The organism is Janthinobacterium sp. OK676, assembly GCF_900103595.1.
In the GTDB taxonomy this organism is placed as follows: domain Bacteria; phylum Pseudomonadota; class Gammaproteobacteria; order Burkholderiales; family Burkholderiaceae_D; genus Janthinobacterium.
In genome coordinates, this window is record NZ_FNHA01000001.1 from 762497 (window position 1) to 788843 (window position 26347).

The 26347-nt window shown below is 63.3% G+C and carries 23 protein-coding genes, 1 tRNA gene and 2 pseudogenes; 19 read left to right on the forward strand and 7 right to left on the reverse strand.

Translation table 11 applies throughout. The features are described 5' to 3' along the window. Positions 1-12 precede the first annotated feature (12 nt). Complete coding sequence (locus tag BLU39_RS03470) at positions 13-696, forward strand: pentapeptide repeat-containing protein (RefSeq protein WP_232731117.1); 684 nt, start codon at positions 13-15, stop codon at positions 694-696. A gap of 164 nt (positions 697-860) precedes the next feature. Here the strand turns inward: BLU39_RS03470 and BLU39_RS03475 are convergent, their stop codons facing one another. Further along, positions 861-2075, reverse strand: a complete 1215-nt coding sequence (locus tag BLU39_RS03475; RefSeq protein ID WP_092709714.1) for an MFS transporter — start codon at positions 2073-2075, stop codon at positions 861-863. A 106-nt stretch (positions 2076-2181) separates the two neighbouring features. Between BLU39_RS03475 and BLU39_RS03480 the strand changes: the two genes are divergently transcribed. Next, entirely contained in the window at positions 2182-3108 is a 927-nt protein-coding gene (locus BLU39_RS03480; protein WP_092709717.1) for a LysR family transcriptional regulator, read from the forward strand. A 197-nt stretch (positions 3109-3305) separates the two neighbouring features. Here BLU39_RS03480 and BLU39_RS03485 read toward each other — a convergent pair whose 3' ends face one another. Then, positions 3306-5576, reverse strand: coding sequence for a carboxy terminal-processing peptidase (locus BLU39_RS03485; protein WP_092709720.1), 2271 nt, complete (start codon positions 5574-5576; stop codon positions 3306-3308). 520 nt (positions 5577-6096) lie between these two features. On the opposite strand from BLU39_RS03485, the gene BLU39_RS03490 reads away from it, so the two are divergent. Continuing rightward, on the forward strand, positions 6097-8067 hold the full coding sequence (locus BLU39_RS03490) for a methyl-accepting chemotaxis protein (RefSeq protein WP_175539197.1): 1971 nt from the start codon (positions 6097-6099) through the stop codon (positions 8065-8067). Positions 8068-8116: 49 nt separating this feature from the next. Continuing rightward, a complete protein-coding gene (locus BLU39_RS03495) occupies positions 8117-8389 on the forward strand; it encodes a putative signal transducing protein (protein ID WP_092709723.1) in 273 nt (90 codons plus the stop codon). 126 nt (positions 8390-8515) lie between these two features. On the opposite strand, the gene BLU39_RS03500 is transcribed toward BLU39_RS03495, so the two are convergent. Beyond that, on the reverse strand, positions 8516-9064 hold the full coding sequence (locus tag BLU39_RS03500; protein WP_092709726.1) for a thymidine kinase: 549 nt from the start codon (positions 9062-9064) through the stop codon (positions 8516-8518). 306 nt (positions 9065-9370) lie between these two features. Between BLU39_RS03500 and BLU39_RS03505 the strand changes: the two genes are divergently transcribed. Together BLU39_RS03505 and BLU39_RS03510 are read left to right on the forward strand one after the other, a co-directional pair. After that, the gene (locus BLU39_RS03505; RefSeq protein WP_092709728.1) at positions 9371-10750 is read left to right on the forward strand and encodes a pyridoxal-phosphate dependent enzyme; all 1380 of its coding nucleotides are present in this window, start codon (positions 9371-9373) and stop codon (positions 10748-10750) included. Continuing rightward, on the forward strand, positions 10747-11928 hold the full coding sequence (locus tag BLU39_RS03510) for a trans-sulfuration enzyme family protein (RefSeq protein ID WP_092709731.1): 1182 nt from the start codon (positions 10747-10749) through the stop codon (positions 11926-11928). Before BLU39_RS03505 ends, BLU39_RS03510 begins: the two co-directional genes overlap by 4 nt. 165 nt (positions 11929-12093) lie before the next feature. Here BLU39_RS03510 and BLU39_RS28855 read toward each other — a convergent pair whose 3' ends face one another. The 4 genes and pseudogenes from BLU39_RS28855 to BLU39_RS03520 form a co-directional block, all read right to left on the reverse strand. Continuing rightward, on the reverse strand, positions 12094-13344 hold the full coding sequence (locus BLU39_RS28855) for a penicillin acylase family protein (protein ID WP_254788877.1): 1251 nt from the start codon (positions 13342-13344) through the stop codon (positions 12094-12096). Further along, positions 13257-13508: pseudogene (locus BLU39_RS28860) on the reverse strand (penicillin acylase family protein); the annotation flags it as partial. The gene BLU39_RS28855 and the pseudogene BLU39_RS28860, both read right to left, overlap by 88 nt. After that, positions 13394-14305, reverse strand: a complete 912-nt coding sequence (locus BLU39_RS28865; protein ID WP_368087015.1) for a penicillin acylase family protein — start codon at positions 14303-14305, stop codon at positions 13394-13396. The gene BLU39_RS28865 and the pseudogene BLU39_RS28860, both read right to left, overlap by 115 nt. Before the next feature lie 15 nt (positions 14306-14320). Continuing rightward, the gene (locus tag BLU39_RS03520; protein ID WP_092709734.1) at positions 14321-15157 is read right to left on the reverse strand and encodes a hypothetical protein; all 837 of its coding nucleotides are present in this window, start codon (positions 15155-15157) and stop codon (positions 14321-14323) included. Between the two features lie 112 nt (positions 15158-15269). On the opposite strand from BLU39_RS03520, the gene BLU39_RS03525 reads away from it, so the two are divergent. The 13 genes and pseudogenes from BLU39_RS03525 to BLU39_RS03575 form a co-directional block, all read left to right on the forward strand. Further along, positions 15270-15716: a DUF2939 domain-containing protein gene (locus BLU39_RS03525; RefSeq protein WP_092709737.1), complete on the forward strand. Its 447-nt coding sequence runs from the start codon at positions 15270-15272 to the stop codon at positions 15714-15716. 123 nt (positions 15717-15839) lie between these two features. Further along, positions 15840-16343, forward strand: a complete 504-nt coding sequence (locus tag BLU39_RS03530; protein WP_175539198.1) for a DUF2939 domain-containing protein — start codon at positions 15840-15842, stop codon at positions 16341-16343. A gap of 51 nt (positions 16344-16394) precedes the next feature. Beyond that, positions 16395-16607 (forward strand): hypothetical protein, encoded by a 213-nt coding sequence (locus BLU39_RS03535; RefSeq protein ID WP_092709745.1) that lies wholly within the window; start codon positions 16395-16397, stop codon positions 16605-16607. Further along, positions 16607-16996, forward strand: a complete 390-nt coding sequence (locus BLU39_RS03540; RefSeq protein ID WP_092709748.1) for a nuclear transport factor 2 family protein — start codon at positions 16607-16609, stop codon at positions 16994-16996. Before BLU39_RS03535 ends, BLU39_RS03540 begins: the two co-directional genes overlap by 1 nt. 263 nt (positions 16997-17259) lie before the next feature. Next, complete coding sequence (locus tag BLU39_RS03545; RefSeq protein WP_092709751.1) at positions 17260-18990, forward strand: methyl-accepting chemotaxis protein; 1731 nt, start codon at positions 17260-17262, stop codon at positions 18988-18990. A gap of 438 nt (positions 18991-19428) precedes the next feature. Further along, on the forward strand, positions 19429-21714 hold the full coding sequence (locus BLU39_RS03550; RefSeq protein ID WP_092709943.1) for a TonB-dependent receptor: 2286 nt from the start codon (positions 19429-19431) through the stop codon (positions 21712-21714). Positions 21715-21796: 82 nt separating this feature from the next. After that, positions 21797-21883 (forward strand) — tRNA-Leu (locus tag BLU39_RS03555). 173 nt (positions 21884-22056) lie between these two features. Next, a complete protein-coding gene (locus BLU39_RS03560; RefSeq protein ID WP_092709755.1) occupies positions 22057-23265 on the forward strand; it encodes a tyrosine-type recombinase/integrase in 1209 nt (402 codons plus the stop codon). 319 nt (positions 23266-23584) lie between these two features. Continuing rightward, on the forward strand, positions 23585-23977 hold the full coding sequence (gene mobC / locus BLU39_RS03565; protein WP_092709758.1) for a plasmid mobilization protein: 393 nt from the start codon (positions 23585-23587) through the stop codon (positions 23975-23977). After that, positions 23967-24686 (forward strand): annotated as a pseudogene (locus tag BLU39_RS29235) (relaxase/mobilization nuclease domain-containing protein); the annotation flags it as partial. The gene mobC and the pseudogene BLU39_RS29235, both read left to right, overlap by 11 nt. 172 nt (positions 24687-24858) lie before the next feature. Continuing rightward, positions 24859-25209, forward strand: a complete 351-nt coding sequence (locus BLU39_RS29240) for a hypothetical protein (protein ID WP_368087017.1) — start codon at positions 24859-24861, stop codon at positions 25207-25209. Then, positions 25206-25805: a DNA-primase RepB domain-containing protein gene (locus BLU39_RS29245; RefSeq protein ID WP_368087018.1), complete on the forward strand. Its 600-nt coding sequence runs from the start codon at positions 25206-25208 to the stop codon at positions 25803-25805. The genes BLU39_RS29240 and BLU39_RS29245 overlap by 4 nt, the downstream gene beginning before the upstream one ends. 274 nt (positions 25806-26079) lie before the next feature. Next, positions 26080-26347, forward strand: a 268-nt coding sequence (locus BLU39_RS03575; RefSeq protein WP_139178141.1) for a transposase, incomplete at its 3' end; no start/stop codon positions are given.

Consider the following 26347-nt stretch of genomic DNA (forward strand, 5'->3'; position numbering starts at 1 on the left):
GAATGAAGACGGATGGCAACACACGACACCGCAGTAACCGGCATGACCCTGGACCGCGCCGGCATCGAGCAGCAACTGGCGCAATCGGCGCGCCACTTCATCGATTGCGCGTTCGACGGCGAAGACCTGTCGCGCCTCGACTTGCAGGGCTGTACCTTCGAGCGCTGCACCTTTGCCGACACCAACTTGTTCGCCAGCAAACTGGCACGCAGCACCTGGCGCCGCTGCCGCGCGGGCAGCGCCGATTTCGAATCCGTCGATGCCGTCGACGCCAGCTTCGAAGGCTGCGACCTGAACAACACGAAATGGCGGCGTTCCAAGCTGGCCTCGGCCACCTACCGCGGCTGCAAGCTGACGGGCGCGTCTTTCGAGGAAGCGGCCCACCTGGGTCTCACCTTCGAAGACAGCCTGCTGGTGGGCGCCGACCTGCGGGGATTCTCGTTCCGCAAGGCGACCTTGAAACAGCTGGATTTTTCCGACGCCTACCTGGCCGGCTGCGATTTCCGCGACGCCGTCTTCGAAGGGGGCAGCCTGCGCAACGCCACGATCAAACTGGCGAAGTTCCAGGGCGCGGACTTGCGCGGCGCCGATATCGACGGTTTCAAATTGAACGAAGCGGCGCTGCTGAAAGGTGCCGTCATCACGCATGCGCAGGCGGCGAACTTCATGCGGGCGCTGGACCTGGTGGTGATTTAAGAAAACGCAGGCAAAAAAAAGCCCGCTGCGGGAGCGGGCTGAATCTATTTCCTTGGAGGAGATAGAGGAGACAAGTGCATCTTGCGGCATCGCGGCATATCACGCCACTTTATCTTCATGATGATAGAAATACTCACCAGTGATAATGAGGCGCCATCAGGGTTTCAAGCCGTGCGGCGCGTGGCTTGCGGTAAAAATTCTCCCATCCACACCAGCACGGCCAGTCCGGGGAATGCCATACCGGTCAGCAAGGTTGCTTGCCAGCCGTAGCTCGCGTACACCCAGGCGCCAATGGCCGAGCCGGCCGCGCCGCCGGCAAAGAACAGGGCGAAATACAGGCCGTTCAAGCGGCCCCGCACTTCCGCGCCCAGGCTGAAGATGGCGCGCTGGCCCAGCACCAGGTTGGCCGCGACACCCATGTCGAGCACGATGGAAGCGACCACCAGCAATCCCAGCGCCACGTGTTTCGATTCCGGCGCAAACATCGGCAAGGCAAAGGCGACGATGCCCAGCGCCAGTGCAACGGCCGTGGCCGGCAAGGTGTGGCCCGCATCGGCCAGGCGGCCGGCGATGGGCGACGCGACGGCGCCGGCCATGCCCACGAGGGCAAAGATGGCGATGCCCGTTTGCGACAGGCCGAACGCGGGGCTGGACAAGACCAGCGGCGTGACGGTCCAGAACAGGCTGAAGGCGCCAAACAGGCCCGCATGATAGGCGGCGCGGCGGCGCAGCACGGGCGTGCCCAGCAACAGATGCCACAGCGAGGCCATCAGGGCCGAATATTTCATGCTCGACACGGGCTGGCGCACGGGCAAGGCACGGCGCAGGACCAGCGCCAGCAGCACCATCAGCACGGCGGCGCCGCCAAACACCACGTGCCAGCTTGCATGGGCCGCCACCAGCGACGCCACGGGGCGGGCCAGCATGATGCCCAGCAACAAGCCGCTGACCACCTTGCCCACCGTCTGGCCCCGCGTCGCTTCCTGCGACAGGTGGGCGGCAAACGGCACGATCACTTGCGCCGCCACGGAACCGAGGCCGATGGCCAGCGCGGCGGCCAGGAACACGATCGCGCCCGTCGAGAGCGCCGCCGCCACGAGGGCCGTGGCCGTCACCAGCAAGGCCGTGACGATCAGGCGGCGGTTTTCCAGCAAGTCGCCCAGGGGCACGACAAACAGCAGGCCCAGGGTATAGCCGACTTGCGTCAAGGTGACGATCAGCCCGGCCGCCTTGGCCGACAGGCCCGTCGAGGCGCTGATGGGCCCGACGAGAGTTTGCGCGTAATACAGATTGGCCACGATGAGGCCGGAAGCGATGGCCAGCAGCAGCACCATCGCGGGCGAAATATCGTGGGAAGTAATAGATGAGGCCTTGTTCATGTTGTTTCCTCGGTTCGGTAGGGATGTGGCCATTCTAGACAAAGCCGTGGCAAAGATAATTAGGGCATAATCCACTTATACTTTTCACATAAGATGAACAATCAAGATGGACAAGATCAAGGCCATGCAAACCTTCGTGCGCATCGTCGAGGCAAACAGTTTTTCCAAGGCGGCCGAAACCTTGAATTTGCCGCGCGCCGCGCTGACGGCCACCCTGCAAAAGCTGGAAGCCTACCTGGGCACGCAATTGCTGCAGCGTACGACGCGCCGCCTGTCGCTGACGCCGGAAGGGGCCGAATACTTTGGTCATTGCATCGATATCCTGAAAGCCGTCGATACGGCGGAACTGGCGTTTCGCGGCCCCGACGCGAAAAAACCGCGCGGCTTGTTGCGCATCAACCTGCCTAGCACGGTGGGCCGGCGCCTCGTCATTCCCCATATCGCGCAATTCCACGCCGCCTGGCCTGACGTGCAACTGCAGCTGAGCCTGACGGATCGCCTGGTCGACCTGACGCAGGAAGGCATCGATTGCGCCTTGCGCGTGGGCACTTTGCAAGATTCCGCCTTCATCGGCAAGCAGGTCGGCCTGATGCGCTTCGTCACGTGCGCCGCGCCCGCCTACCTGGCGCGGCACGGCACGCCGCACGCCCTGGCCGACCTGGCCGCACACCAGGGCATCATGCATTACTCGGGCCGCACGGGACGCGCCTTCGACTGGGATTTTCAGGAAGGCAAAGAGGTCGTGCGCGTGCAGATGGCCGGGCCCATCGCCGTCAACGACGCGGACGCCAGCGTCGATTGCGCGCTGCAAGGGCTGGGGCTGGCGCAGGCGGCCATGTACCAGGTGCGCCAGCACCTCGACAGCGGCGCGCTGGTGGCCGTGCTGCCCAACTGCTCGCCGACGCCGATGCCGATGTCGCTGCTGACGCCGCAAGGCCGCCTGGCCACGCCCAAGCTGCAGGCGTTTGCCGGCTGGATCACGGCCCTGCTGGCGGCCCACCCCGACGTGCAACCGCCCGCGCACAAAATCTGAGGCAAAAAAAAGCCCGCTACGGGAGCGGGCTGAATCTATTTTCTTGGAGGAGAATAGAGGAGACAGATGAATTATGCTGCATCGCGGCATATCAATCCAATTGATTGTTGGAATGATAGAAATACGCGAAACGAATAACTACTGTTTACCCCAAAGCAAAAGCTGGGGCCAGACCCGACGGGTCTGACCCGTATTCATTACTTCGCCGTCGCCGCCACCGGCGTCGCCTTGGCATCCGCGCCATATGGCAAGACCTTGGAAGCCATGCGCGTATCGGCCTTGATCAGTGCCACTTCATCGGCCAGGATGCGCGCCGCTTCGTTCAGCAGCACGTCCTTGGCGCTCTTGGCGGCCGTCTCGGCATCGAGCTCGGCGCTCAGGGCCCGCTCGTCGCCCTGCAAGCCGTCGTCGGTGCGCAAGGCGCCCTTCACGGCGGCGATCTGCTTGGCCGTCTTGCTGGCCGCTTTCGCGCCCTTCAGCACGTCCTTCGGATCGGGAATCACCACCAGGTCGTCGGCAGGATTCGAAATCTGCGCGATCAGGCGTTTTTCACGGGCCTTGGCGCGCGCTTCCTGGGCATCGCGCTCCTTGCGGCGCACGGTTTCATTGAGCGAAATCTGGTTTTCCTTGCGCTGCTTGACGACGAGGGCGATGTCATCGAGCAAGTACTGGAAATCCTTGTCCTTGGCCACGCGCGCTTCATGTTTCTTGTCCAGCAGCGGCACGATATCCTTCAGGTCGCCCGTCGGCATGTACGATGCCGGCTTGATGGCCACCCATGGCAAGGCATTGTCATAGCTCGATTCGCCGAAGTTTTCCGTGTCCGACATGGCTGGCAGCTTGATGTCGGGGGTGACGCCGCGCAACTGCGTGGTGCCGCCATTGATGCGGAAGAACTGGGCGATGGTCATTTTCAGCTCGCCGAAGCGGGCTTTCTCGCTGCCGCCGAAACGGTCGAGATTGAACAGGGTTTGTACCGTGCCCTTGCCGAAGCTGCCTTCGCCGATGATGACGCCACGGCCGTAATCCTGCACGGCGGCGGCGAAAATTTCGGAAGCGGAAGCGGAACCGCGGTTGATCAGCACGCCCATCGGGCCATCCCAGGCCAGGCCCGTATTGGTATCGCTTTCCACGTCGACCTTGCCTTCGGCATTGCGCTGCATCACGACAGGGCCCTTGTCGATGAACAGGCCCGTCAGTTCGACGGCTTCGTTCAGGGAACCGCCGCCATTGTTGCGCAAGTCGATCAGGACGTTGTCGACCTTGTCCTTCTTCAACTCGGCCAGCAAACGGCTGACGTCGCGCGTGGCGCTTTTGAAGTCTTTGTCGCCGCGGCGGCGCGCTTCGAAGTCCTGGTAGAAGGTCGGCAAGGCAATGACGCCGATGCGGCGCTTGACGCCATTGTCGCGCACTTCGATGATCGATTTCTTCGCCGCCTGCTCTTCCATGCTGATTTTCTTGCGCACCAGCGGCAAGACGACGTGCTTGGCGTCCGGGCCGGCGTCGGCCGGCAGGATGTCGAGGCGCACGACGGAATCCTTGGCGCCGCGGATCAATTGGACCACGTCGTCGATGCGCATGCCCAGCACTTCGGTGATGGGGCCGCTTTCGCCCTGCCCCACGCCGACGATGCGGTCGCCCACTTTCAGCTTGCCCGACAGGCCGGCCGGGCTGCCCGGCACGACTTCGCGCACCACCGTGTATTCGTCGCGCGTCTGCAGCACGGCGCCGATGCCTTCGAGCGACAGCCGCATGGCGATGTCGAAGTTATCCGACGCGCGCGGGCCCAGGTAATTGGTATGCGGCTCGATCGACATGGCGTAGGCGTTCATGAAGATCTGGAACACGTCTTCGCTGTTGAGCTTGCGCGCACGGGTCGTGTAGCTTTCGTAGCGTTTGTCCAGCGTTTCGCGGATGGCCTTGTCTTCCTTGCCCGCCAGTTTCAGGCGCAGCCAGTCGTTCTTGACGCGCTTGCGCCACAGGTCGCGCACTTCCTCGTCATTCTTCGGCCAGGCGGCTTTTTCGCGGTCGATCTGGTAGCTCTCGTCGGCCGTGAAGTCGAACTTGGTTTTCAGCAATTCACGGGCATACGCCATGCGCTCGTCGAAACGCTGCTGGTACAGATTGTAGATGGCAAACGGCGCCGTCAGGTCTTCATTGACGATGGCGTCGTCGAGCTTGGTGCGCAGCGGGGCGAAACGGTCGATGTCGGCCTGCACGAAAAACAGTTTTTCCGCGTCCAGGGATTTGAAATAGCGGTCGAAGATTTTCTCCGACATGGCGTCGTCGAGCGGCATGGCCTTGTAATGGACGCGCGTCAATACGCGCGATGCCCACAAGGCGGCCTGCGTTTGCTGGGCCAGCGGCTTCATGGGGGGCGGAGGAGCGGCGCTCTTGTCCGTCTGGGCTGCGCCAGCGTGGGCTGACAGGGCAAGCACCAGGGTGACCAGCATCATTTGCTTCTTCATCGGCTTCTCCGAAAATTAGTTGAATCAATTCCAGGCGGCGCAACATTCACGCGCCAGCCAGCAAGACAGTAAGGGGAATACACGACTGGTCTGCATATTATTCTACAGGATACGGCCTGGCAGTCTCCCAAGGAATATCAGTTTCTTCCCGGAAGCTTAAACGCGGATTAAGGACGGCGCCTCATTCATTACAAAGTGAAACATTCGTGACAAAAATTGCATCGCCCATCAGCGATGAAGAGAAAAAATCTTCATTGAAATCAAAAAAGTCAATGAGTCGCTTTTGCGATCCTTGATATGGATGATGTTTTTGCACGAAATATTAATTCCTGCGGGAAACACTTAGTAACAAAAGGCAAGCAACATGCTATCATCGCGCCCTGAAATCCAGCTTGCCCGTGCGCGGCTCCCACAGCCGGCGCGCCTCCGTTTCAACAGTATTCCCCACCAGATCCCCTCCCCGCGTGTCATGTCATGACCAGGAATGGCCGAGCTGATTACCCTTTGCCAGACTCAAACTATGCCTACAATTTCGTTCTCCCCCCGCCACTGGAGTGTCGGCGGCAAGATTACCGTGTTCACCTTTGCCCTCGTCAGCCTGATCCTCGCCAGCCTGACGACCTTGATCAGCATCCGCACCTCGACCGCCCTGGAACAGCGCGCCGAAGCGGCCGTCACCAGCGAGCTCAATAGCGTCATGACGACCACGCAAGTATTCCATACGGCCATGGTCAACGAGGCGGCCAGCTTCGCGCGCCTGTTCGCGGCCGAATTTCCCGGCCCGTTCACGGTCGACACGGGCGCCATGGTGGCCGTCGCCGGCAAAGCCACGCCCGCGCTGGCCAACGGCGGCAAAGTGCTCAACCTCGACACGGCCCTGGTCGACCGCTACACGGCCCAGACGGGCGTGATCGCCACCATTTTTGCCGCCAATGGCGATGAATTCGTGCGCATCAGCACTTCGCTGAAAAAGCAAGATGGCGAACGGGCCATCGGCACCCAGCTCGACCACAACCACCCCAGCTATGCACCGCTGCGCGCGGGCCAGCGCTTTGTCGGCATGGCCACCTTGTTTGGCAAGCAATACATCACCCAGTACGACCCCGTGCGCGACGCGGGCGGCAAGGTGGTGGGCGTGCTGTTCATCGGCCTCGATATCAGCCAGAATCTGGCCATGCTGAAAGAGAAGATTCGCCAGGTCAAGATCGGCCAGACGGGCTACATCTATATCGTCGACACGGCTCCCGGTGCCAACTACGGCCACCTGGTGCTGCACCCGAACAGCGAAGGCAAGAGCGCGCTCGAGTTCAAGGCCAGCGACGGGCGATTGTTCATCCAGGACATGCTGGCGCAAAAAGACGGCGCCATGCGCTACACGTGGACGGCGCCCGGCGAAACGGCTGCCAGCGCGCGCGAAAAGCAACTGTATTACCGCCAATTCAAGGATTGGCAATGGATCATCGCGGGCGGCACCTTCACGGACGAGATCACGGCGGAAGCGCGCCAGTTGCGCAACCAGCTGGCCGTTTCCGGCTTCATCGCCCTGCTCGTCTTCGCCCTGCTGCTGTACTGGCTCGTGCGCGCCCTGGTGTCGCGCCCGCTTGCCGCCGCCGAAACGGCCGCCGCGCAGATCGCCGCCGGCGACCTGACGGTGCACCTCGATACCGGCAGCCTGGATGAAATCGGCCGCCTGCTGCTGGCCATGAACCGCATCAGCGACAACCTGTCGCAAGTGGTCGGCAACGTGCGCGGCAGCGCCGGGCAAATCGCCACGGCGTCCGGTGAAATTGCCAGCGGCAACCTGGATCTGTCGAGCCGCACGGAACAGCAAGCCAGTTCGCTGGAAGAAACGGCCGCCTCGATGGAGGAACTGAGCTCCACCGTGCGCCAGAACGTCGACCACGCGCAGCAGGCAAGCCGGCTGGCGCACGACTCGTCCAGCCTGGCAGCGACAGGCGGCGCGGCCGTGGCCCAGGTGGCCAGCACCATGGACGCCATCCGCAGCTCCTCAAGCAAGATCGCAGACATCATCGGCGTCATCGACGGCATCGCCTTCCAGACGAATATCCTGGCCTTGAACGCGGCCGTGGAAGCGGCCAGGGCCGGCGAGCAGGGACGCGGCTTTGCCGTCGTCGCCACCGAGGTGCGCACCCTGGCGCAACGCTCGACGGCGGCGGCGAAAGACATCAAGGACCTGATCCAGGCGTCCGCCAGCACGGTCGACCTGGGCCACGCCCAGGTGAGCCAGGCCAGCGCCACCATGGATACCGTGGTGGCCAGCGTGCGGCAAGTGAGCACCATCATGGCCGAGATCGCGCAGGCGAGCGAAGAGCAGCGCAGCGGCATCGAGCAAGTCAACCAGGCCATCGCCCAGATGGACCAGGTAACCCAGCAGAATGCGGCCCTCGTCGAAGAAGCTGCCGCGGCCGCCGACGCCTTGCAGGAGCAGGCGCAGGAGCTGAACCAGGTGGTGAGCGTGTTCAAGCTGTAAAAGCGGGGTCGGTGCTAAGATGGCGCATACCACCTTGTCAGGAGACGCGATGCACGACGACTATGTTTTGATTGCCCGGCTGATGATCCCCACGGATGCGCACGTCATCCGCGGCTGCCTGGCGGCGGCCGGCATCGACGTGCTGCTGACGGACGACCAGCACATGCAGGCCGACATGCTGCTGGCGGCCGCCATCGGCGGCGCCCGCGTGATGGTGCGCGAACACGACGTGGCGCGCGCCAATGACATCCTGGCCGCCTTCGAACGGGGCGACCTGGCCTTATCGGATGATGCCGACGTGGGCGCGCCCGTCGCCGAATAAGAACACCTATCAAAACCTACTGCGCGTCGTAATTTGCGGTCTGCGATGCTCACTGTACCTTCGTACAGTTGCGCTTCTCAACCACAACTTCCTTCCGCTCGCTACGGTTTTGCTAGGGGTTGTAAATCAGGCATAGAAACAGCGCCCGCACGCCTGGCGGTAGGCTTCATTGCCGCCTATGCTGATCTGCTCGCCTTCCTTGATGCGGCGGCCCTGCTCATCCACGCGGATGTTCATCGTGGCTTTCTTGCCGCAAGTACAAATATTCTTCAACTCCTCGATATCGTCGGCCAGCGCCAGCAGGTAGGCCGAGCCGGGGAACGGTTCGCCCTTGAAATCCGTGCGCAAGCCGTAGCAGATGACGGGCACGCCCTTCACTTGCGCCAGCTGGTGCAGCTGCTGCACCTGGGCCGTGCTGAGAAATTGCGCCTCGTCCACCAGCAAACAGGCCACCTGGGGAATATCGTCGAGGAAATTCGTGTCGGCGTGGAAGATGTCGACCTGGCGCTGCGGGCCCAGGCGCGAGGTGACCCGGCCCACGCCGTAGCGGCTGTCGATGGCGGCCGTGTACAGGCGCACCTGCTGGCCCTGCTCTTCATAATTGTGCGCGACCTGCAACAAGGCCGTCGACTTGCCCGCGTTCATCGCGGAATACCGGAAATAAAGTTTTGCCACTGCCGCCTGCCCTGTCTGTCTGATTATTCTGGATACTGTTTAGCACCTTTTCGAGGCGTGATTATAAATCGCAATGGCGCGCTTGCGGCAGCTTAATAGTCGCGCCATTGGCGCGGCAAGCGGGCAAAAAACGGCGCATACTCGTATCGCGAACCTTGCCGCCGATATGCGAAGCGCGCATATGCAAGCATATAAACATTCGTTCGCCGCACTCGTCCACCCGCCTACACTGCGCGGCACGGAAGGCGGCTCGGGACACAATCCGGAGCCGTTGTTTCTCTGACAGGAGCCACCATGAATGATCGAATGCCATCCCCATCCCAGCCGCCAGCGCTATACAAGCTGATCGGCAATACCCCGCTGGTCGAAGTGACCAGGCTCGACACGGGCCTGTGCCAGCTGTTCCTGAAACTGGAATCGCAAAATCCCGGCGGTTCCATCAAGGACCGCATCGGCCTGTCCATCATCGAGGCGGCCGAAGCGGACGGCCGCCTGCAGCCGGGCGGCACCATCGTCGAGGCGACGGCCGGCAATACGGGCATCGGCCTGGCCCTGGTCGGCCGCATCAAGGGCTATCGCGTGATTCTCGTCGTGCCCGACAAGATGTCGACGGAAAAAGTGCTGCACCTGAAAGCCCTGGGCGCGGAAGTGCACACCACACGCTCGGACGTGGGCAAGGGCCATCCCGAGTACTACCAGGACTACGCGGCGCGCCTGGCGCGCGAACTGCCGGGCGCCTTCTTCGCCGACCAGTTCAACAATCCCGCCAATCCATTGGCCCACGAAACGACGACGGCGCCCGAAATCTGGGAGCAAAGCGGCCATGACGTGGACGCCATCGTCGTCGGCGTCGGCTCGTCCGGCACCCTGACGGGACTGACCCGCTACTTTCGCAAGGCGCAGCCGAAGCTCGAATTCGTGCTGGCCGACCCGCAAGGCTCCATCCTCACCGAATACATCGACACGGGCAAAGTAGCCGACACGAGCGGCTCATGGGCCGTGGAAGGCATCGGCGAAGATTTCATCCCGGCTATCGCCGACATGGACAGCGTCACCAAGGCCTACACCATCACGGACCAAGAAAGTTTTGATTCCGCGCGCGCCCTCCTGCGCGCCGAAGGCATCCTCGGCGGGTCTTCCACCGGTACCCTGCTGGCCGCCGCCCTCAAATACTGCCGCGAGCAGACGACGCCGAAGCGCGTCGTCACGTTTGTCTGCGACACGGGCACGCGCTACCTGTCGAAGGTCTACAACGATGGCTGGATGCGCGACCAGGGCCTGTTGCAGCGGGCCGTGTCCGGCGACTTGCGCGACCTGATCGGGCGCCGCTACGACGAAGGCGACGTCGTCAGCGTGGCGCCGGGCGACACCCTGCTCACGGCCTTCAACCGCATGCGCGCCAGCGACCTGGCGCAGCTGCCCGTCATCGATGGCGGCCAACTGGTCGGCATCATCGACGAATCGGACTTGCTGCTGCACGTCTCGGGCGACGCCGCGCATTTCGCCTCGCTGGTGGGCGCCACCATGACGACGCAGATCGAAACGCTGGCGCCTTCGAGCGGCTTGCCCGCCCTGCGCGCCACCCTGGACCGGGGCTTGACGGCCGTCGTTGCCGACGACGCCGCCTTCTATGGCCTGATCACCCGCTTCGACCTTCTCAACCACTTACGCAGGACACTATCTTGAGCCAGGAAACCACCCGCAAGAGCCGCCTCGCCACGCGCGTCATCCACGCCGGCCAGTCGCCCGACCCGTCGACGGGCGCCATCATGCCGCCCATTTACGCCACCTCCACCTTCGTGCAGGACAGCCCCGGCGTGCACAAGGGCCTGGACTACGGCCGCTCGCACAATCCCACGCGCTGGGCGCTCGAGCGCTGCGTGGCCGACCTGGAAGGCGGCGGCGCGGCGTTCGCGTTCGCCTCGGGCCTGGCCGCCATTTCGTCCGTGCTGGAATTGCTGGACGCGGGCAGCCATATCGTCGCCGGCGACGATATGTACGGCGGCACCTACCGTTTGTTCGAACGGGTGCGCCGGCGCTCGGCCGGTCACGAATTCACGTATGTCGACCTGACGAATCCAGAAAACCTGCTGGCCGCGCTGCGCCCGGAAACAAAGATGGTGTGGGTGGAAACGCCCACCAACCCGATGCTGAAACTGGCCGACTTGCGGGCGATTGCCGACATCTGCCGCGCGCGGGGCATCATCGCCGTGGCAGATAACACCTTCGCCAGTCCGCTCGTGCAGCGCCCGCTGGAGCATGGCTTCGATATCGTCGTGCATTCGACCACAAAGTATTTGAACGGCCACTCGGACATCATCGGCGGCATCGCCATCGTCGGCGCGGAAGAACGCCAGGCGGAATGGCGCGAGCAACTGGGCTTTTTGCAAAACTCGGTGGGCGCAATTGCCGGCCCGTTCGACAGCTTTTTGGCGCTGCGCGGCGTGAAAACCCTGGCCATCCGCATGCAGCGCCATTGCGAAAGCGCGCTGGCCCTGGCGCAATGGCTGGAACAGCAGCAGGAAGTGAAAAAAGTCTTCTATCCGGGGCTGGCTTCGCATCCGCAGCACGCGCTGGCGCAGCGCCAGATGGACGGTTTCGGCGGCATCATCTCGATCGACCTCGATACGGACCTGGCCGGCGCGCGGCGCTTCCTCGAGCGCTGCGAAGTGTTCGCCCTGGCCGAAAGCCTGGGCGGCGTGGAAAGCCTGATCGAGCACCCTGCCCTGATGACGCATGCCAGCATCCCTGCCGAACAGCGGGCCAAACTGGGCATCGGCGATGGCTTGATCCGGCTGTCGGTGGGGATCGAGGATATCGAGGATTTGCGCCACGATCTGCGCACGGCGCTCGATGCGATTTGAGTGGGGGATTGTCGGATTACGCTGTGCTAATGCGACCTACTGCTACGAACTTGATGCGTTTTAATGCGGTGCTTGTCGGATTACGCTGCGCTAATCCGACCTACATGCAACATGTAGCGTAGGTCGGATTAGCCCGCAAGGGCGTAATCCGACGCACCACCAACATCACTCCCCCGGCCGGTACCTGCGCTCCAGGTGCCTGCTTACGTCCTCGGGATAGAACAACACCTCCTTGAACTCGCCGCGCGCATACATGGCCGCCTGATCCTTGAAGTGGGGCGATGTCGGGTCGCCGCTCTGGCCACCGGCGAGGATGCTTTTCGCCCTGACGCGCGGGCCAAATTCCACGGCCGCGACAAAGCTGTTGCCACGCTCGCCGTAAATCCTGCGCGTGGTACTCTTGCTGCTCTGTCCATACGCGGCCAGCGCGCCCCAGTTGCCTGACGCGTAAGGCACCGGCAAGCTGGCTCGCGCATCGTCGAAGGGCTGGACCACGTCACCCGTCAGGCGCTGGAAGCGGTTGATTTCGCCCCACGGCGTTTGCCAGTTGCCGAAATCGCGTTGCAATTTGTCCGCCGCCGTCGCCAGGGCCGCCAGCCGCTGCGCCGCCGTGACCTCCTCGGTCGCCAGAAAATCGACCACGGGCACGCCCTGCTCGCGCGCCTGCTTGCCCGCCAGTTCGGCCAGTTCCTGACCCCAGAATACGGCCAGCGAGGTGGCGGTGGACGTCAGCGCATAGCGCCAGTCCCAGGCACGCAGCAGAGCCACCTTGTCGGCCAGCGCCAGCTTTTGCGCATCGCCCTCAGGCAGCGCATCGTAGGCCGCGAACAGCGGCGGCAGCAGCGCTTCGAACGCCGTCAGTTCACTGTCGTACGAGGCGGCGATCAGGCTGTCGAGGGTAAAACCTGTTTTATTCTGGAAGACCTTGACGGCGTGCAGGCCGCGCGCGTTTTCGCCATACACGGACATGTAGGCGGGGTAGTCCTGCTGGCGCGGGCTGTTGGCGCCGGCCGCCGAATACGGCCAATTGTTCGTGTTCTGTATCCAGCCATTTTTCGGATTGAACAGGGTGATGGTCTGCGCCACCGTGTGCAGCCCTTTCCATTCCGTGGCCGTGTCGCTGCCGTCGACGGGCTGCTTCCAGTTGAAGCGCGGGTCGCGCACGGGGATGAAATTGCCATGAAAGTAGGCGATATTGCCATCCGCATCCGCGTACACGGTATTGTTCGACGAATTCGTGCGCAGTTCCATGGCCTGGTAGAACGCCGCGTAATCGCGCGCCTTGGTGCGCGCGTACGACTGCGTGAGCGCCTTCAACGGTTCGTTCATCAGGCGCACGGCCACCCAGCGTCCATCCTGCGCGCGCACGATGGGGCCGTGGTGGCTGTAGTAGACGGTGATGGTTTTCGAGCCCATGCCGCCGTTCGCCAGTTTATATTATATGGCAAGGTGATCGGCACGGCTTTCAAGGGGCGCAGGCCGCCGTCATAGCGGTAGAACCACGCGCCATCCTTGTCGACGATGCTTTCCAGGTATTCGTCGATGACGTCGCCGCCGCCCGAGGTATGCATCCAGCCGAGGCGGTCGTTGAAACCCTGGTAGACGAAAAACTGGCCCCAGGTGACGGCGCCATAGCATTCAGGCCTTCGCCGCTGGTGACCTGCACTTCGGGACGGAAGTAGAACGAGGTGTGCGGGTTGATCATCAGCAGTGCATGGCCATTTTTCGTGATCGCGGGCGCGATGGCGAAGCCGTTCGAGCCGCTCGGTTCAGGCTCCAAGCCAGTTTCCACGCTGGCGAGCGCCACGGTGGCGGGCCTGGCCTGCTGGCCGTAAAACGCTTCGAGCTGCGCCAGTTTGACCGATTCGATATCGCCGCCGATGCTGCCCTCGCTGAAACTCAGGGCCATCCACGGCTCGAAATGCGTGATCAACCTGGGTTTGACGTGCGGATGCGTGGCCAGGTAAAAATTCAGGCCATCGGCGAACGCATCCATCAACTTGCGCAGCCACGGCGGGCTGGCGCGGTACTGCGCCTGCAGCTCAAGCGGATCGATGAAAAGTTTCATGCGCAGGTCGCGGTACAGCTCCCGCTCGCCCTCAACTTCCGCCAGGCGCCCCATGGCGTTGATGTAATTGAGTTCCACGCGGGGGAAATCATCCTCGGCCTGCGCATACATCAGGCCAAAGACGGCATCCGCATCCGTCTTGCCCGTCACATGGGGCACGCCCCAGGTGTCGCGCGCGATGCTGACATGGGCGGCCTGCGCCTGCCAGCGGGCCATGTCCGTGACAGAAACGGCGGGCGCCGCCAGCACGGGAGGAGCGGCGACGGCGCCGCAGGCGATAGCGGCGAACAAGGCACGGCGAGCTGGCATGCACTACTCCAATAATCAGGATGCGTCGATGAGGGTGGCAATCCGCTGGTTGAGTTCCACATTTTCCGCCTGCAGCTGCGCCACCTTCTGTTTCAGGCTGGCGATCTCGCCGCGCAGGCGCTCCGCTTCGGACGGCGCCTGGGCTGCATTCTCGGCCCACGGCTCGTTGCCCGTTTCCGGCGTATCCTGCGACACGTGGACTTTCGGCTCGCGCGGCGTGCGCGTGGCGGCGCGCTGTTCGCGGATTTCCTTGGCCGCCTGGCGTAATAACTTCTTGCCACCGGCGACGGCCGCCACCTGCTCTTCCGGCGGCAGGGACGCCACGGTGGCCGCCGCATTGATGGAGATCGTGCCCGAACGGACGGCTTCCACCAGTTCCGGCGAAGCGGCCTTCTGGATCTTCTCGATCTGGCTGATCTGGTTGCTGCTCAGGCGGGCCGCCTTGGCCACCTCTTCGCGCGTGCTCATGGGGGGCTTGGGCGCGTTTTCGCCTTCGGGCGCATCGGCCGCGCTGACGGGTGCCGGGCTGCGCGCGGCGACGATTTCCTTCTTGCGCAAGGCCAGCACGCCGCGCTGGAAGTCCGACACGCTGCGGCGCGCCAAATGATTGTCGATCATCCACAGCATGACGTCGTCGAGCGAGCTAAAGCTGGTGTTCTGGATGGTCTTGAATTCGATGCCGTGCTGGCGGCAGATGGCGTAGCGGTTATGCCCGTCGATCAGCACGTCGTTCCACAGCACCAGCGCATCGCGGCAGCCTTCGGCCAGCAAGCTGCGCTCGAGCGCCGCGTACTCGCTGGCGGTGAGCGGGTCGATATACGACTGCAGCACCTGATTGATAGTGATATTCATGGTTGTCCTCAATATTGCGGCGCGATGGTCCGCGCCGGCACGAATGCTACACCATCCGCCATGCCTGGCCGGGTAAAATCACGGCGGCACAGCTCATACAAAAATACGGAACATGAAAAGAAAGTACGCCACCGCGATCATTTTTGGCGTTGCCGCCATCGGCTTCACCTGGGTCAGCCCCTACATCGCCATGTACCGCATCAGCATCGCGGCGAAATCCGTGCGCCTGGAAAACCTGGCGCAGCAGGCGGACCTGCCCGCCGTGCGGGCCAGCGTGGCGCGCCAGCTGCGGGCGGCCGGCGAGACAGCCAATGAAGACGATTTCAAGGAAATGCTCGACACCATCGTCTCGCCCCCCGGCATCACGACATTGATCATGCACGGCAAGCAGGGAGCGGACGGCAAGCGCCACGACTTCGGCATGGCGTACCGTTCGTGGAATGAGGTGGTGCTGCGACGTAGCGGCGCCGGCCCCGCCGCCAGCCAGTTCCTGCTGCGCCGCCACGGCATCTGGGACTGGAAACTGACGGACATTACCTTGCCGCCAGAATTACTCTGAGAAAACTTGATCCAAAACAACACTTACCTAAACCACTATATTGATTTTGAGAAATATTATGTAGAATGCCAACACTTCAGGCGCACGGGGTCCCAGGGATCCGAGAGATCGCAGATGAAAAGAATGATGCTTCTCGCTGTAGCGGTACTGGTCGCGCTGGCCGGCGTCTTCTATGGCAGCCCGTATGTCACCATGAACAAGATCCGTGCGGCAACCATGGAGGAAGATACGCAGGCGCTGGCCGAGCAGATCGACCTGCCGCAGCTGCGCGGCAGCCTGGGGCAGCAACTGCATGCCCTGTTCTCGGCGCCGGAAGTGGCCGACGACATCAATCCCGACGTCATCGATCCCCTGCTCGACACCATGCTGATGCCCGAAGGCATCGTCGCCTTGATGAAGCTCAATGACCGCTATGAAAAACCGCTCGCCAAGGTCAGCGACATCAGCGGCCGCCAACGCAACACCAAGCCCGACTACAAATTGAGCTACACCTCCTGGAACAGCGTCGTCGTGCAGCGCGCCCACAGCAAAAGCCACATCGGCGAACTGACCCTGACGCGCGACGGCCTGTGGAGCTGGAAACTCACGTCGGTGGCGCTGCCGAAGAATCTGCTGGCCGACGCGTAAAACGGCCGCGCACTGCTATCATCTGCCCACCCACATTCCTTTGGAGGCAGCATGACTGACCTGGTACACCACGCACTCGCCCACGCGGCCAAACCGGCCACCACACCCTGGGTCGTCACCCTGGTCAGCGGTGAAAAGCTGACGGGACCCATCACCGCGCTGGCTGACGGCTGTTACGCCATCGGCCTGGGACAAATCAAGTATTTTTCCAGCGACAAGGTCGCCAGCCTGAATGTATCGGGCGCGGGCGCGTTCCCCATCTGATGACGGGATCGAAAAGGCCGGACGCCACGGATCTGGCGGCGCAGCTGCAGGCGCTGGAAGCGGCGCTGCAAAGCCAGGCCGTGCGCGCCGACAGCGCCAGGGTGGCGGCACTGCTGGCCGACGAGTTCGTCGAATTCGGCAGCTCGGGCACGCTCTGGACGCGCGCGGCCACCCTGGCGGACTTGCCGGCGGAAGACTTTTGCCCGCGCAGCATCAGCGATTTCCAGGCCCGCTTGCTGGCACACGATGTTGCCTTCGTTACCTACCGTTCGCAACGGCACGCCATGGGCGCCCTGCCCGCCAGCGCCAGCTTGCGCAGTTCGCTGTGGAAGTGGCGCGACGGCCGCTGGCAGATGACCTTTCACCAAGGTACGCCGATACCCGCTTGAACAAGCATTCCATGTCGAAAAGTTGTTTTTTGGCACGAAAAATTTGATTGATCTACTGAATTTTTTGTGCAACAATGAATTTAATAAATAAAACAAATAAATCATTGAAATTGGTTTTCAAGTAAAGCGATCCTCACACCACGAATCCGTGTTTTGGATAGAGAAGCACTGCGCAGGGAACGACAGGCTACCAGGCAAGCGCCTGCTGCCCGCCCCGCGCAAGCCCCCTTTCTAATCGTCACACGTATTTTGGGAGAGACATCATGGATAAATTCACCGTACGCACCCAGCTCACTCTGGCTTTCGGCCTGCTGGTCTTTTTCCTCATCGGCATCTCGACCCTGTCCGTGCGGAGTTTTTCCACCTTCAACACGGGCTTTGACCAGTATGTCAACGGCATCACGGCCCGCGCCAACACGGCGCACCGCGTACGTGATGCGATCGACATGCGTGCCGTGGCGGCCAGGAATCTGGTGCTCGTGACCAAGCCGGAAGACCTGGAAATCGAACGCAAGCAGGTCTTGCAGGCGCATGCCGACGTCGTCAAGAACATGCAGCAGCTGCTGCAGCTGGCGCAGCAGCCAGGGGTGTCGGACGACGTGCGCGCCATCATCAACAAGATCGACGGCATCGAAAAGCGCTATGCTCCCGTGGCGCTGGGCATCGTGGACCTGGCGCTGCAAAAGAAAAACGAACAGGCCATCGTCAAGATGAACGAGGAATGCCGTCCGCTGCTGGCCGCCCTCGTCGCCGCCAGCAATGAATATTTCGCCCTGACGGACCAGCGTTCCGCCATCATCTTGCAGGAAGACAACGAACGCTACATTCTCAACAGAAATATCCTCATCGGCGCCAGCTTGCTGTCCATCGTCCTGGCGGGCCTGGCCGGCTGGCTCATCACGCGCAGCCTGCTCAAGGCGCTGGGCGCCGAACCGAAGCAGCTGTGCGACGCCGTCAGCCTGCTTGCCGCCGGCGACCTGACAGGCAAACTCAGCGTTGCACAGAACGATAACCTCAGCGTGCTGTCGGCCCTGCAGCGCATGCAGGAGTCGCTGACCACGGTCGTGTCGTCCGTGCGCCAGGATTCCGACACGGTTTCCCTGGCCGCCGAGGAAATTTCCACCGGCAATAACGACCTGTCGCTGCGCACGGAACAGCAAGCCAGTTCACTGGAAGAAACCGCTTCCTCGATGGAAGAACTGACCAGCACCGTGCGCAAGAATGCGGAAAATGCCCGCGAAGCCAATGTGCTGGCCACAACGGCATCGGACGTCGCCAGCAAGGGCGGCGCCGTGGTGGGACAAGTGATGGGCACCATGGAGCTGATCAGCGAATCGTCGCGCAAGATCGTCGACATCATCAGCGTCATCGACGGCATCGCCTTCCAGACCAATATCCTGGCCCTGAATGCGGCCGTGGAAGCGGCGCGTGCCGGCGAACAGGGCCGCGGCTTCGCCGTCGTGGCCACCGAGGTGCGCGGCCTGGCCCAGCGCAGCGCCAGCGCGGCCAAGGAAATCAAGGCGCTGATCGACGATTCCGTGAGCCGCGTCGATGCCGGTTCCCGGCTGGCGGCGCAGGCGGGCACGACGATGTCCGAGGTGGTCGCCAGCGTCGCCCGCGTCAGCAACATCATCGCTGAAATCACGGTGGCCAGCCAGGAACAGTCGGCCGGCATCGAGCAGATCAATCAGGCCGTGACGCAGATGGACAGCGTCACGCAACAAAACGCATCGCTGGTGGAAGAAGCGGCGGCCGCGGCCGAATCCTTGCGCGACCAGGCCAGCCACCTGGTGCAAACCGTGAGCATCTTCAAGACGCACGACAGCCACGTGGCGGCGTCCGCGCCAGTATCAGCGCCAGCACGTGCCAGCCACAAGCCGCTGCGCCTGGTACCGGCGCCGGCCAGCAGCAGCGTCAAGCGCCAGCCCGCACCGGCAAAACACCGTTCCGTACAAGCGGAAGCCGTGACGGCCGGCGACTGGGAAGAGTTTTAATTGAGCAAACCGGGCATGCGGCCACATGCCTGGCGTCACTTGCACGAGGAGATAGCCGCCGGCGGCGCCTCCCCTGTAGCGCGGCAACAACACGCCCCTCCCCCAAAAAAATCCGCGGCAGCTGTTGTATTTCCAGTGCCCTGGCACGGGCAGCACCGCAAAAACCATCGCTCTTCTTGCGCTCCCGCAGGAAACCCCATCGCCATAGCCGCCCGTTTTTGCGCCCGCACAAGCCTGACGGCACTCCACTATGCACCCGCCAGATATTGACGACAAATACGATTTTTTTTGTGCATTCAGTCGAAACGGATATGAATAGTCGCCGCTGGAAAATGGCATGAATACCAAAACTTTCCGTGCTAGCATGATTTTTCGTTCAGCTGGCCAGCGCCAGCTTGCATGCCCCCAATAACCTCGACCGACAGGAGCCGTTTCATGATGACACCGCATGCCAGCACAGTACGCCACACCCTGATTGCCCTGGCAATCGCTGCCGCCTTTCCTCTACAGGCAATGGCGCAGGACAGCGTCCCGGCGCCAGTGGCCGACGCGCCTGCCGCTCCGGCGGCACAGGCCGGTCCTGGCCAGCTGGAAACGGTGATCGTGACGGCGCAGCGGCGCGCGGAAAACATCAAGGACGTGCCGATGTCCATCGCCACCCTGAAGGGCGACAAGCTCGACACCCTGACGGCCGGCGGCGCCGACATCCGCTTCCTCAACAGCCGCTCGCCCAGCGTCTCCGTCGAGTCCGATTATGGCCGCACCTTCCCCCGCTTCTACATTCGCGGCCTGGGCAATACCGACTTCGACCTGAACGCCTCGCAGCCGGTGGGCCTGGTGATGGATGACGTGGTGCAGGAAAACGCCATGCTCAAGGGTTTTCCCGTGTTTGACGTCGACCAGGTCGAGGTGCTGCGCGGGCCGCAAGGCACCTTGTTCGGCCGCAACTCGCCGGCCGGCGTGATCAAGTTCGATTCCGCCAAGCCCGTCTTCAAGACGGAAGGCTACCTGAGCGGCGGCTTCGGCAAGGATGGCATGAAGAATCTGGAAGGCGCCTTCAACGTGCCCGTCAGCGACACCGTGGCCCTGCGTTTTTCCGGCCAGACCCAGCGCCGCGACGACCGCGTGCACAACCCGCGCGCCACCGGCACGCGCGACTTCGAAGGCTATGAAGACAGCGCCGCCCGCCTGCAGGTGTTGGTCAAGCCCACGCGCGACTTCACGGCCCTGTTCAACGTGCACGCGCGCAACCTCGACGGCACGGCCACCTTGTTCCGCGCCAATATTCTCAAGCAGGGGACCAACGACCTGGTCGACGGTTTTGATTACGATAACTATCCGACCGACGGCATCAACCGCCAGCACCTGAAAACCAAGGGCGGCAGCATGCGCCTGAAATGGGACCTGCCCGGCGTCACCCTGCATTCGATCACCGGCTACGAAAAACTCGATTTCTTCAGCCGCGCCGACGTCGACGGCGGCTATGGCGCCGTGTACGCGCCGCCGATGGGCCCAGGCTACATCCCCTTCGTCGTGGAAACGGCCGACGTGATCCCCAACCACAAGCAGATTTCGCAGGAATTCCGCGCCGAATCGTCTGCCCGCGGCCCGCTGCAATGGATAGCCGGCCTGTTCTACTTCAAGGAAGATATCCGGATCGACAGCATCAGCTTTGACAGCCTGGCGCCCGGCAATCCGCAAAACAGCGCCTACGCCACGCAAAACCAGAGCTCGAAATCGTACGCGGCCTTCGGCTCGCTCAACTACACGGTCTCGGACGCCCTGAAACTGCGCGCCGGCCTGCGCTACACGAGCGACAAGAAGGATTTCTCGGCCAAGCGCGTGGAAGCGACCACGGCCGGCCCCTTCGACCTGCACGACACTTCGCACAACGTCAGCTGGGATTTGAGCGGCACCTATGTGCTCACGCCGGCAACGAACGCCTATGCGCGCATCGCCACCGGCTACCGCGCTCCGTCGATGCAGGGCCGCCTGAACGGCCTGGCCGACCGGCCTTCGTTTGCGGGCGCCGAAAAAGCCCTGTCCGTCGAGGCCGGCATCAAGCAAGACCTGTTCGACAAGCGCGCGCGCCTGAGCCTGGCCGTCTTCCAGTACCGGGTCAAGGACAAGCAACTGACGGCCGGCAGCGGCGCGGTCAACATGAACCAGCTGATCAACGCCGACAAGGCCACGGGCCGTGGCGTGGAACTCGATTTCCAGGCCAACCTCAGCGATTCGCTCAGCATGACCCTGGGCGGCAGCTACAACCACACGGAAATCCAGGACAAGAAGCTGTTCGTGCAAAGCTGCGGCAACGCGCAAAACAACCCGGCCAGCGGCTGCACCGTCACCGACCCGCTGGGCCCGTTCAAGGGCACGGCCTACATCGACGGCAACCCGCTGCCGCGCGCGCCGGAATGGCAAACCAACTTCACCCTGAAGTACAGCATTCCCCTGGCCAATGGCGAGTTCTACGCCTACACGGACTGGGCGTATCGCACCAGCTACAATTTCTTCCTGTATGAAGCGAAGGAATACAAGGCCAAGGAACTGCTCGAAGGCGGCTTGCGCGTCGGCTACAAATGGGACAAATACGAAGTCTCCGCATACGGGCGCAACATCACCAACCAGATCCAGTCGCTGGGCGCGATCGATTTCGACAACCTGACGGGCATCGTCAACGAGCCGCGCACGTATGGGGTGCAGTTCAAGGCGACGTTTTGATGGCGGGTAGATAAACCGGACAGCGTGGCTCAGGCACAAGATGGCGTATTGAGCATCACCTGTGCTAGAATCTTGCCGCGCTGCCCGGATGGTGAAACTGGTAGACACTGGAGACTTAAAATCTCCCGCCTGTAAGGGCGTGCCGGTTCGATTCCGGCTCCGGGCACCAAGAACTCAGCCGTAAAAATCCAAGAACGTCCAAAAACCCGCCTCCGTCATAGGAGAGCGGGTTTTTTGTTGTCCATTCGCGTCCATCGGCGTACATTAAAAGCGATGAACTTTGTTGGTACTTTTTGCTGGATTTAGGATTTTCTCTAAAAAAATACCATCAGGGAGTGCGCCATGCCACTGTCCGATCTGCTTATCCGCCATGCCGTCTACAAGGGCACGCCCAGCGGCGACAAATATCCCGACCTGTACGGCATGTACCTGCTGGTCACCCGTACGGGCAAGTACTGGCGCATGAATTACCGCCATGCAGGCAAGCAAAAAACGCTGGCGTTCGGCGTCTACCCCCGCGTGAGCCTGGCCCAGGCGCGGCGCAAGGCCGAAGACGCGCGCAAGGCTCTGGCCGAAGGGATCGATCCGAACGCCGTCAAGCGCGCGCAGAAGGCCGAGCAGCGCAGCGCCGCCTTGAATACCTTCGACAAGCTGGCGCGCCAGTGGCTGCTCACCATCCAGCGCAACGGCAGCGCCAGCACGCAAAAGAAAGTCGGCAACTGGCTCGAAGGCGACGTCATCCCCTACCTGGGCAAGATGCCGCTCAACACCATCCGCCCGCGCGACGTGCTGCGCGTGGTGCAGCGCGTCGAGGCGCGCGGCGCGATCGATTCGGCGCACCGCATCAAGCAGCTGTGCGGCCAGGTGCTGCGCTTCGGCGTGGCGATGGACCTCGTCGAGCGCGACGTCACGGCGGACCTGAAAGGCGCATTGACGCCGGTGCCGAGAACGCACTATCCGGCACTGACGGAACCGGGCGATGTCGCGCCGCTGCTGCGCGCCATTTATGGCTACCAGGGCCACGTCACGGCGGTGGCGGCGCTGAAACTGGCGCCCATGCTGTTCGTGCGTCCCGGCGAACTGCGCGCCGCCGAATGGAGCGAAATCAATCTCGATGCCGCCGAGTGGCGCATCCCGGCCAGGAAAATGAAAATGCAGCTCGAACACCTGGTGCCGCTGCCGACACAGGCCGTGGCGATCCTGCGCGCGCTGCAGCCTGTCACCGGCGAAGGCCGCTACGTATTTCCCGGCCTGCGCGGCGGCCAGCGCTGCATGAGCGAAAACACCATCAACGCGGCGCTGCGGTCCCTGGGCTATGCCAAGGAAGTCATGACCGGCCACGGTTTCCGCGCCATGGCCCGCACCATCCTCGACGAAGTGCTGCAGGAGCGCGTGGACCTGATCGAGCACCAGCTGGCGCACAGCGTCATCGACCCGAACGGGCGCGCCTACAACCGCACGGCGCACCTGCCTGCGCGCCGCGCCATGATGCAGCGCTGGGCCGACTATCTCGACGCCCTGCGCGACGGCGTCGGCACGCCGCCAGCCTGACGGCGACGCCCGCCTGGAGAAAGAAAACCAGCGGCGGCGCTGGCAGGAACAGGTGCGGCGATACGCATGCCTGTCGCCTGCGCGCCACGATGGGCGACAAGGCGTGCGTCCACCCGCATCCGCCGTCGTCCTGTTTCGCGACAGCGCCCGCGCTGTTTGATATCGCGTAAGAAAAGCGGCTGGCCCGCGCCTACATTAAAGACCGGGGAGCCGCGGGCGCGTGGGCTGGCGAGGAGCAAGCCATGTTTTCGCTTCGCTCAAACCGGCTTGCCCTGCGGGGCCATCCTCGCTGCGCTCGCCCACCACGCCAGGAGCATCGATGCACGCCGAGACCATGCCACGCAAGCGACAAGGCGGCCGCCCGAAAGGCGACCCGGCCGCCGTGCGTGGCGCCACCATCGGCGTGCGCGTCTCGGCCGCCGAACATGCGGCGCTGCTGGAACGCGCCGCCCGCATGCAGATGCGTCCCGCGCAATGGCTGCGCGCCGCAGCGCTGGCGCGCGTCTTGCCCCCGCCGCCCGTCGCCGCCGTCAACCGCGAACACTACGTGGAACTGGCCCGCCTGGCGTCCAACCTGAATCAGTTGACCCATCTCGCCAACGAGGGTGGCCGCGTCGCCGTGGCCGACGCCCTGCTGCAGCGGCTGATCGCGGAAACGCGCCGCCTGCGACTGGCACTGTTGGGAGTGAAGGAGCAGGACGATGATCGCTAAGGCCATCAAGGGACGCGGCTTTCGCGGCGTGCTGGCGTATGACCTGGGCAAGGAGCACGCGCGCGTGATCGACACCAACATGACCGGCCGCACGCCGCGCGAACTGGCGCAGGAATTCGGCGCCGTGCGCAAGCTGCGCCCGGGCTTGGGCAAGGCGGTGCTGCATGTATCGCTGTCGGCCGCGCCGGGAGAGCAGCTGTCCGACGCCCAGTGGACGCAGATCGCAGGCCGCTATCTGGCGGGCATGGGCCTGGACAACAACCAGTACCTGCTCACGCGCCATGCCGACACCCTGCATGAACACGTGCACCTGCTGGTCAACCGCGTGCGCTGCGATGGCGGCGTGGCCAGCGACAGCCACGACTACCGGCGCCAGGAAGTCATCATGCGCGCGGTCGAACACGACTTCGGCCTGCAGCAGTTGCGCCCCTCCGTCGAGGCGCCGCGCCGCGCGGCGAGCCGGGGCGAGATCGAGGCAGGCCTGCGCACCGGCATCGCCTCGACGCGGCAGCGCCTGCAGCAGCTGTGCGATGCCGCCATTACCGGCTGCGGCAGTTTCACCGCTTTCATGCAGCGCCTGGCAGTGGTGGGCGTGGCCCTGGTGCCGGTAACGCAGCGCAATGACAGCACCCTGGCGGGCCTGTCCTACCGCCTCGATGGCGTAGTGATGAAGGGCAGCGATCTGGGACGCGGATACAGTCCCATGGGATTGGCGAAACGAGGAGTCCACTATGACAAAGAGCGAGACCTTGCGGCAGTTGGCCACTGCCGAGAATACGGCGCAGCTGGACGCGCTGGCGTGCAGGATGGCGCAGCTGCACCAGGCCAGGCTGGCCAGCGCCGAGGAGCTGGCGGCGCTCCTGGAACCGCTGGCGCAGGCGATGGCGGCCCTGACGGACGAGGCGCGCCAGACGATGCAGCAGCTGGGCCTCGACGGCACGCGCCAGGGCGAGCAGTTCCGGCGCCAGATCGAGGCGGCGACGAGCGCCTGGCGCAGTGCGGAACAGGCGGCGCGCGAGAGCGCCCAGGCAATCGACTGCAGCAGCCGTACGCTGTCGCAGCGCCAGTACCTGCTGGCCGCGCTGGTGGGCATGATGACGGGTCTGCTCGCCAGCGCATTGTGGCTCTGTCTGGCACCTGCCCCCAGGCTGCAGAACGTGCTGGACGCGCAGCAGCTGGCCGCGCTGATCCGGCCCGCGACCGCAGCCTGGAAGCCGTGCGAAGGCAAATGACGGCAATGGGCTGCGCGCAGTTCGTCGTCAGGCTGGCAGAGGCGAAAAACGGCAAGCAAGAAACGCGGCAGTGGAGCGGGCTGGAACTGCTGCGCAGCCTGGCCTGGCTCATGCGCATGAATGCGCGCGGCTACGACGTCACCGTGCGGCCCGCAGGCCCGCATGGCCTGCTGCTGCTCGACGGCTTGCAACAGGCCGATGTGCAGCGCCTGGACGCGCGCGGCTGGCAGAGCGCCGCCGTGGTGGAAGTGCAGCATGGCCGCTTCCAGGCCTGGATCAAACTGTCCAGGCACCCAGTCGCCGACGCCTTGCGCGGCCAGGCGGCATCCCGCCTGGCATCCGACCTTTGCCGCAGTGGCAGCGCCATCACGGTTGCCGAATGTGGCGCGCTGGCCGGATTGACCTGCCACGCATCGGCCATGGCCGAAGGGCAAGCGGCACGCTATGCGCTGCTGCACGCATCGAGTGGAGCAGTGGCAGCCGCCGCAGCAACCGGCCTGGAGCGCATGGCGCACCCGCCTGACCCGTCGCCACCGCCCAGACTGGCCATGCCGCAGGGCGCCGTCCGGAAGCGCTCAGGCGGGCGCGCCAGATAACCGGCATACCGGTGCTGGCGGCCTGGGCAGCGGCGTTCCCGCTTGCATTTCGACATGGCGGCGACTGTCTGGCGCGTGGGGAGTCATTTGCACGGGCGTAATAATACGTGTAGTTTTCCGTTTGACAATTTGCTATTCTCGGGGGGGGGCGGCTATCGGCTGCGGATTCAACCGGTCAACGACGGCAACCGGCCTATTGCGTTGAAAAACTCCAGTTGAGCACGCGATCTTCACGATTTGCCGCTGTCTAAGCAAAGAAAAGACGGAGGCTGCGATGATGGGACGTCAGGAAACCAAACGGGAGTTGTTCGTCTTGATTAGTCTAAACGAATACGTTCCCGAAGACCATCTACTGAGAGCGGTGGATCAGTACCTCGACCTGACCGAGTTTCGCGAGAACTTGGCTCAGTCGTACAGTCATACCGGTCGACCATCAGTCGATCCCGAGCTCATGGCCCGCATGCTGATCATTGGCTATTGCTACGGTATACGTTCCGAGCGGAGGCTGTGCGAAGAAGTCGGCATGAATCTGGCTTACCGCT

Coding starts and splice junctions, on each gene's coding strand:
- BLU39_RS03470 (WP_232731117.1), top strand. CDS start 13: ATGGCAACACACGACACCGCAGTAACCGGCATGACCCTGGACCGCGCC.
- BLU39_RS03475 (WP_092709714.1), bottom strand. CDS start 2,075: ATGAACAAGGCCTCATCTATTACTTCCCACGATATTTCGCCCGCGATG.
- BLU39_RS03480 (WP_092709717.1), top strand. CDS start 2,182: ATGGACAAGATCAAGGCCATGCAAACCTTCGTGCGCATCGTCGAGGCA.
- BLU39_RS03485 (WP_092709720.1), bottom strand. CDS start 5,576: ATGAAGAAGCAAATGATGCTGGTCACCCTGGTGCTTGCCCTGTCAGCC.
- BLU39_RS03490 (WP_175539197.1), top strand. CDS start 6,097: ATGCCTACAATTTCGTTCTCCCCCCGCCACTGGAGTGTCGGCGGCAAG.
- BLU39_RS03495 (WP_092709723.1), top strand. CDS start 8,117: ATGCACGACGACTATGTTTTGATTGCCCGGCTGATGATCCCCACGGAT.
- BLU39_RS03505 (WP_092709728.1), top strand. CDS start 9,371: ATGCCATCCCCATCCCAGCCGCCAGCGCTATACAAGCTGATCGGCAAT.
- BLU39_RS28855 (WP_254788877.1), bottom strand. CDS start 13,344: ATGGGCTCGAAAACCATCACCGTCTACTACAGCCACCACGGCCCCATC.
- BLU39_RS28865 (WP_368087015.1), bottom strand. CDS start 14,305: ATGCCAGCTCGCCGTGCCTTGTTCGCCGCTATCGCCTGCGGCGCCGTC.
- BLU39_RS03520 (WP_092709734.1), bottom strand. CDS start 15,157: ATGAATATCACTATCAATCAGGTGCTGCAGTCGTATATCGACCCGCTC.
- BLU39_RS03525 (WP_092709737.1), top strand. CDS start 15,270: ATGAAAAGAAAGTACGCCACCGCGATCATTTTTGGCGTTGCCGCCATC.
- BLU39_RS03530 (WP_175539198.1), top strand. CDS start 15,840: ATGATGCTTCTCGCTGTAGCGGTACTGGTCGCGCTGGCCGGCGTCTTC.
- BLU39_RS03535 (WP_092709745.1), top strand. CDS start 16,395: ATGACTGACCTGGTACACCACGCACTCGCCCACGCGGCCAAACCGGCC.
- BLU39_RS03540 (WP_092709748.1), top strand. CDS start 16,607: ATGACGGGATCGAAAAGGCCGGACGCCACGGATCTGGCGGCGCAGCTG.
- BLU39_RS03545 (WP_092709751.1), top strand. CDS start 17,260: ATGGATAAATTCACCGTACGCACCCAGCTCACTCTGGCTTTCGGCCTG.
- BLU39_RS03550 (WP_092709943.1), top strand. CDS start 19,429: ATGACACCGCATGCCAGCACAGTACGCCACACCCTGATTGCCCTGGCA.
- BLU39_RS03560 (WP_092709755.1), top strand. CDS start 22,057: ATGCCACTGTCCGATCTGCTTATCCGCCATGCCGTCTACAAGGGCACG.
- mobC (WP_092709758.1), top strand. CDS start 23,585: ATGCACGCCGAGACCATGCCACGCAAGCGACAAGGCGGCCGCCCGAAA.
- BLU39_RS29240 (WP_368087017.1), top strand. CDS start 24,859: ATGGCGGCCCTGACGGACGAGGCGCGCCAGACGATGCAGCAGCTGGGC.
- BLU39_RS29245 (WP_368087018.1), top strand. CDS start 25,206: ATGACGGCAATGGGCTGCGCGCAGTTCGTCGTCAGGCTGGCAGAGGCG.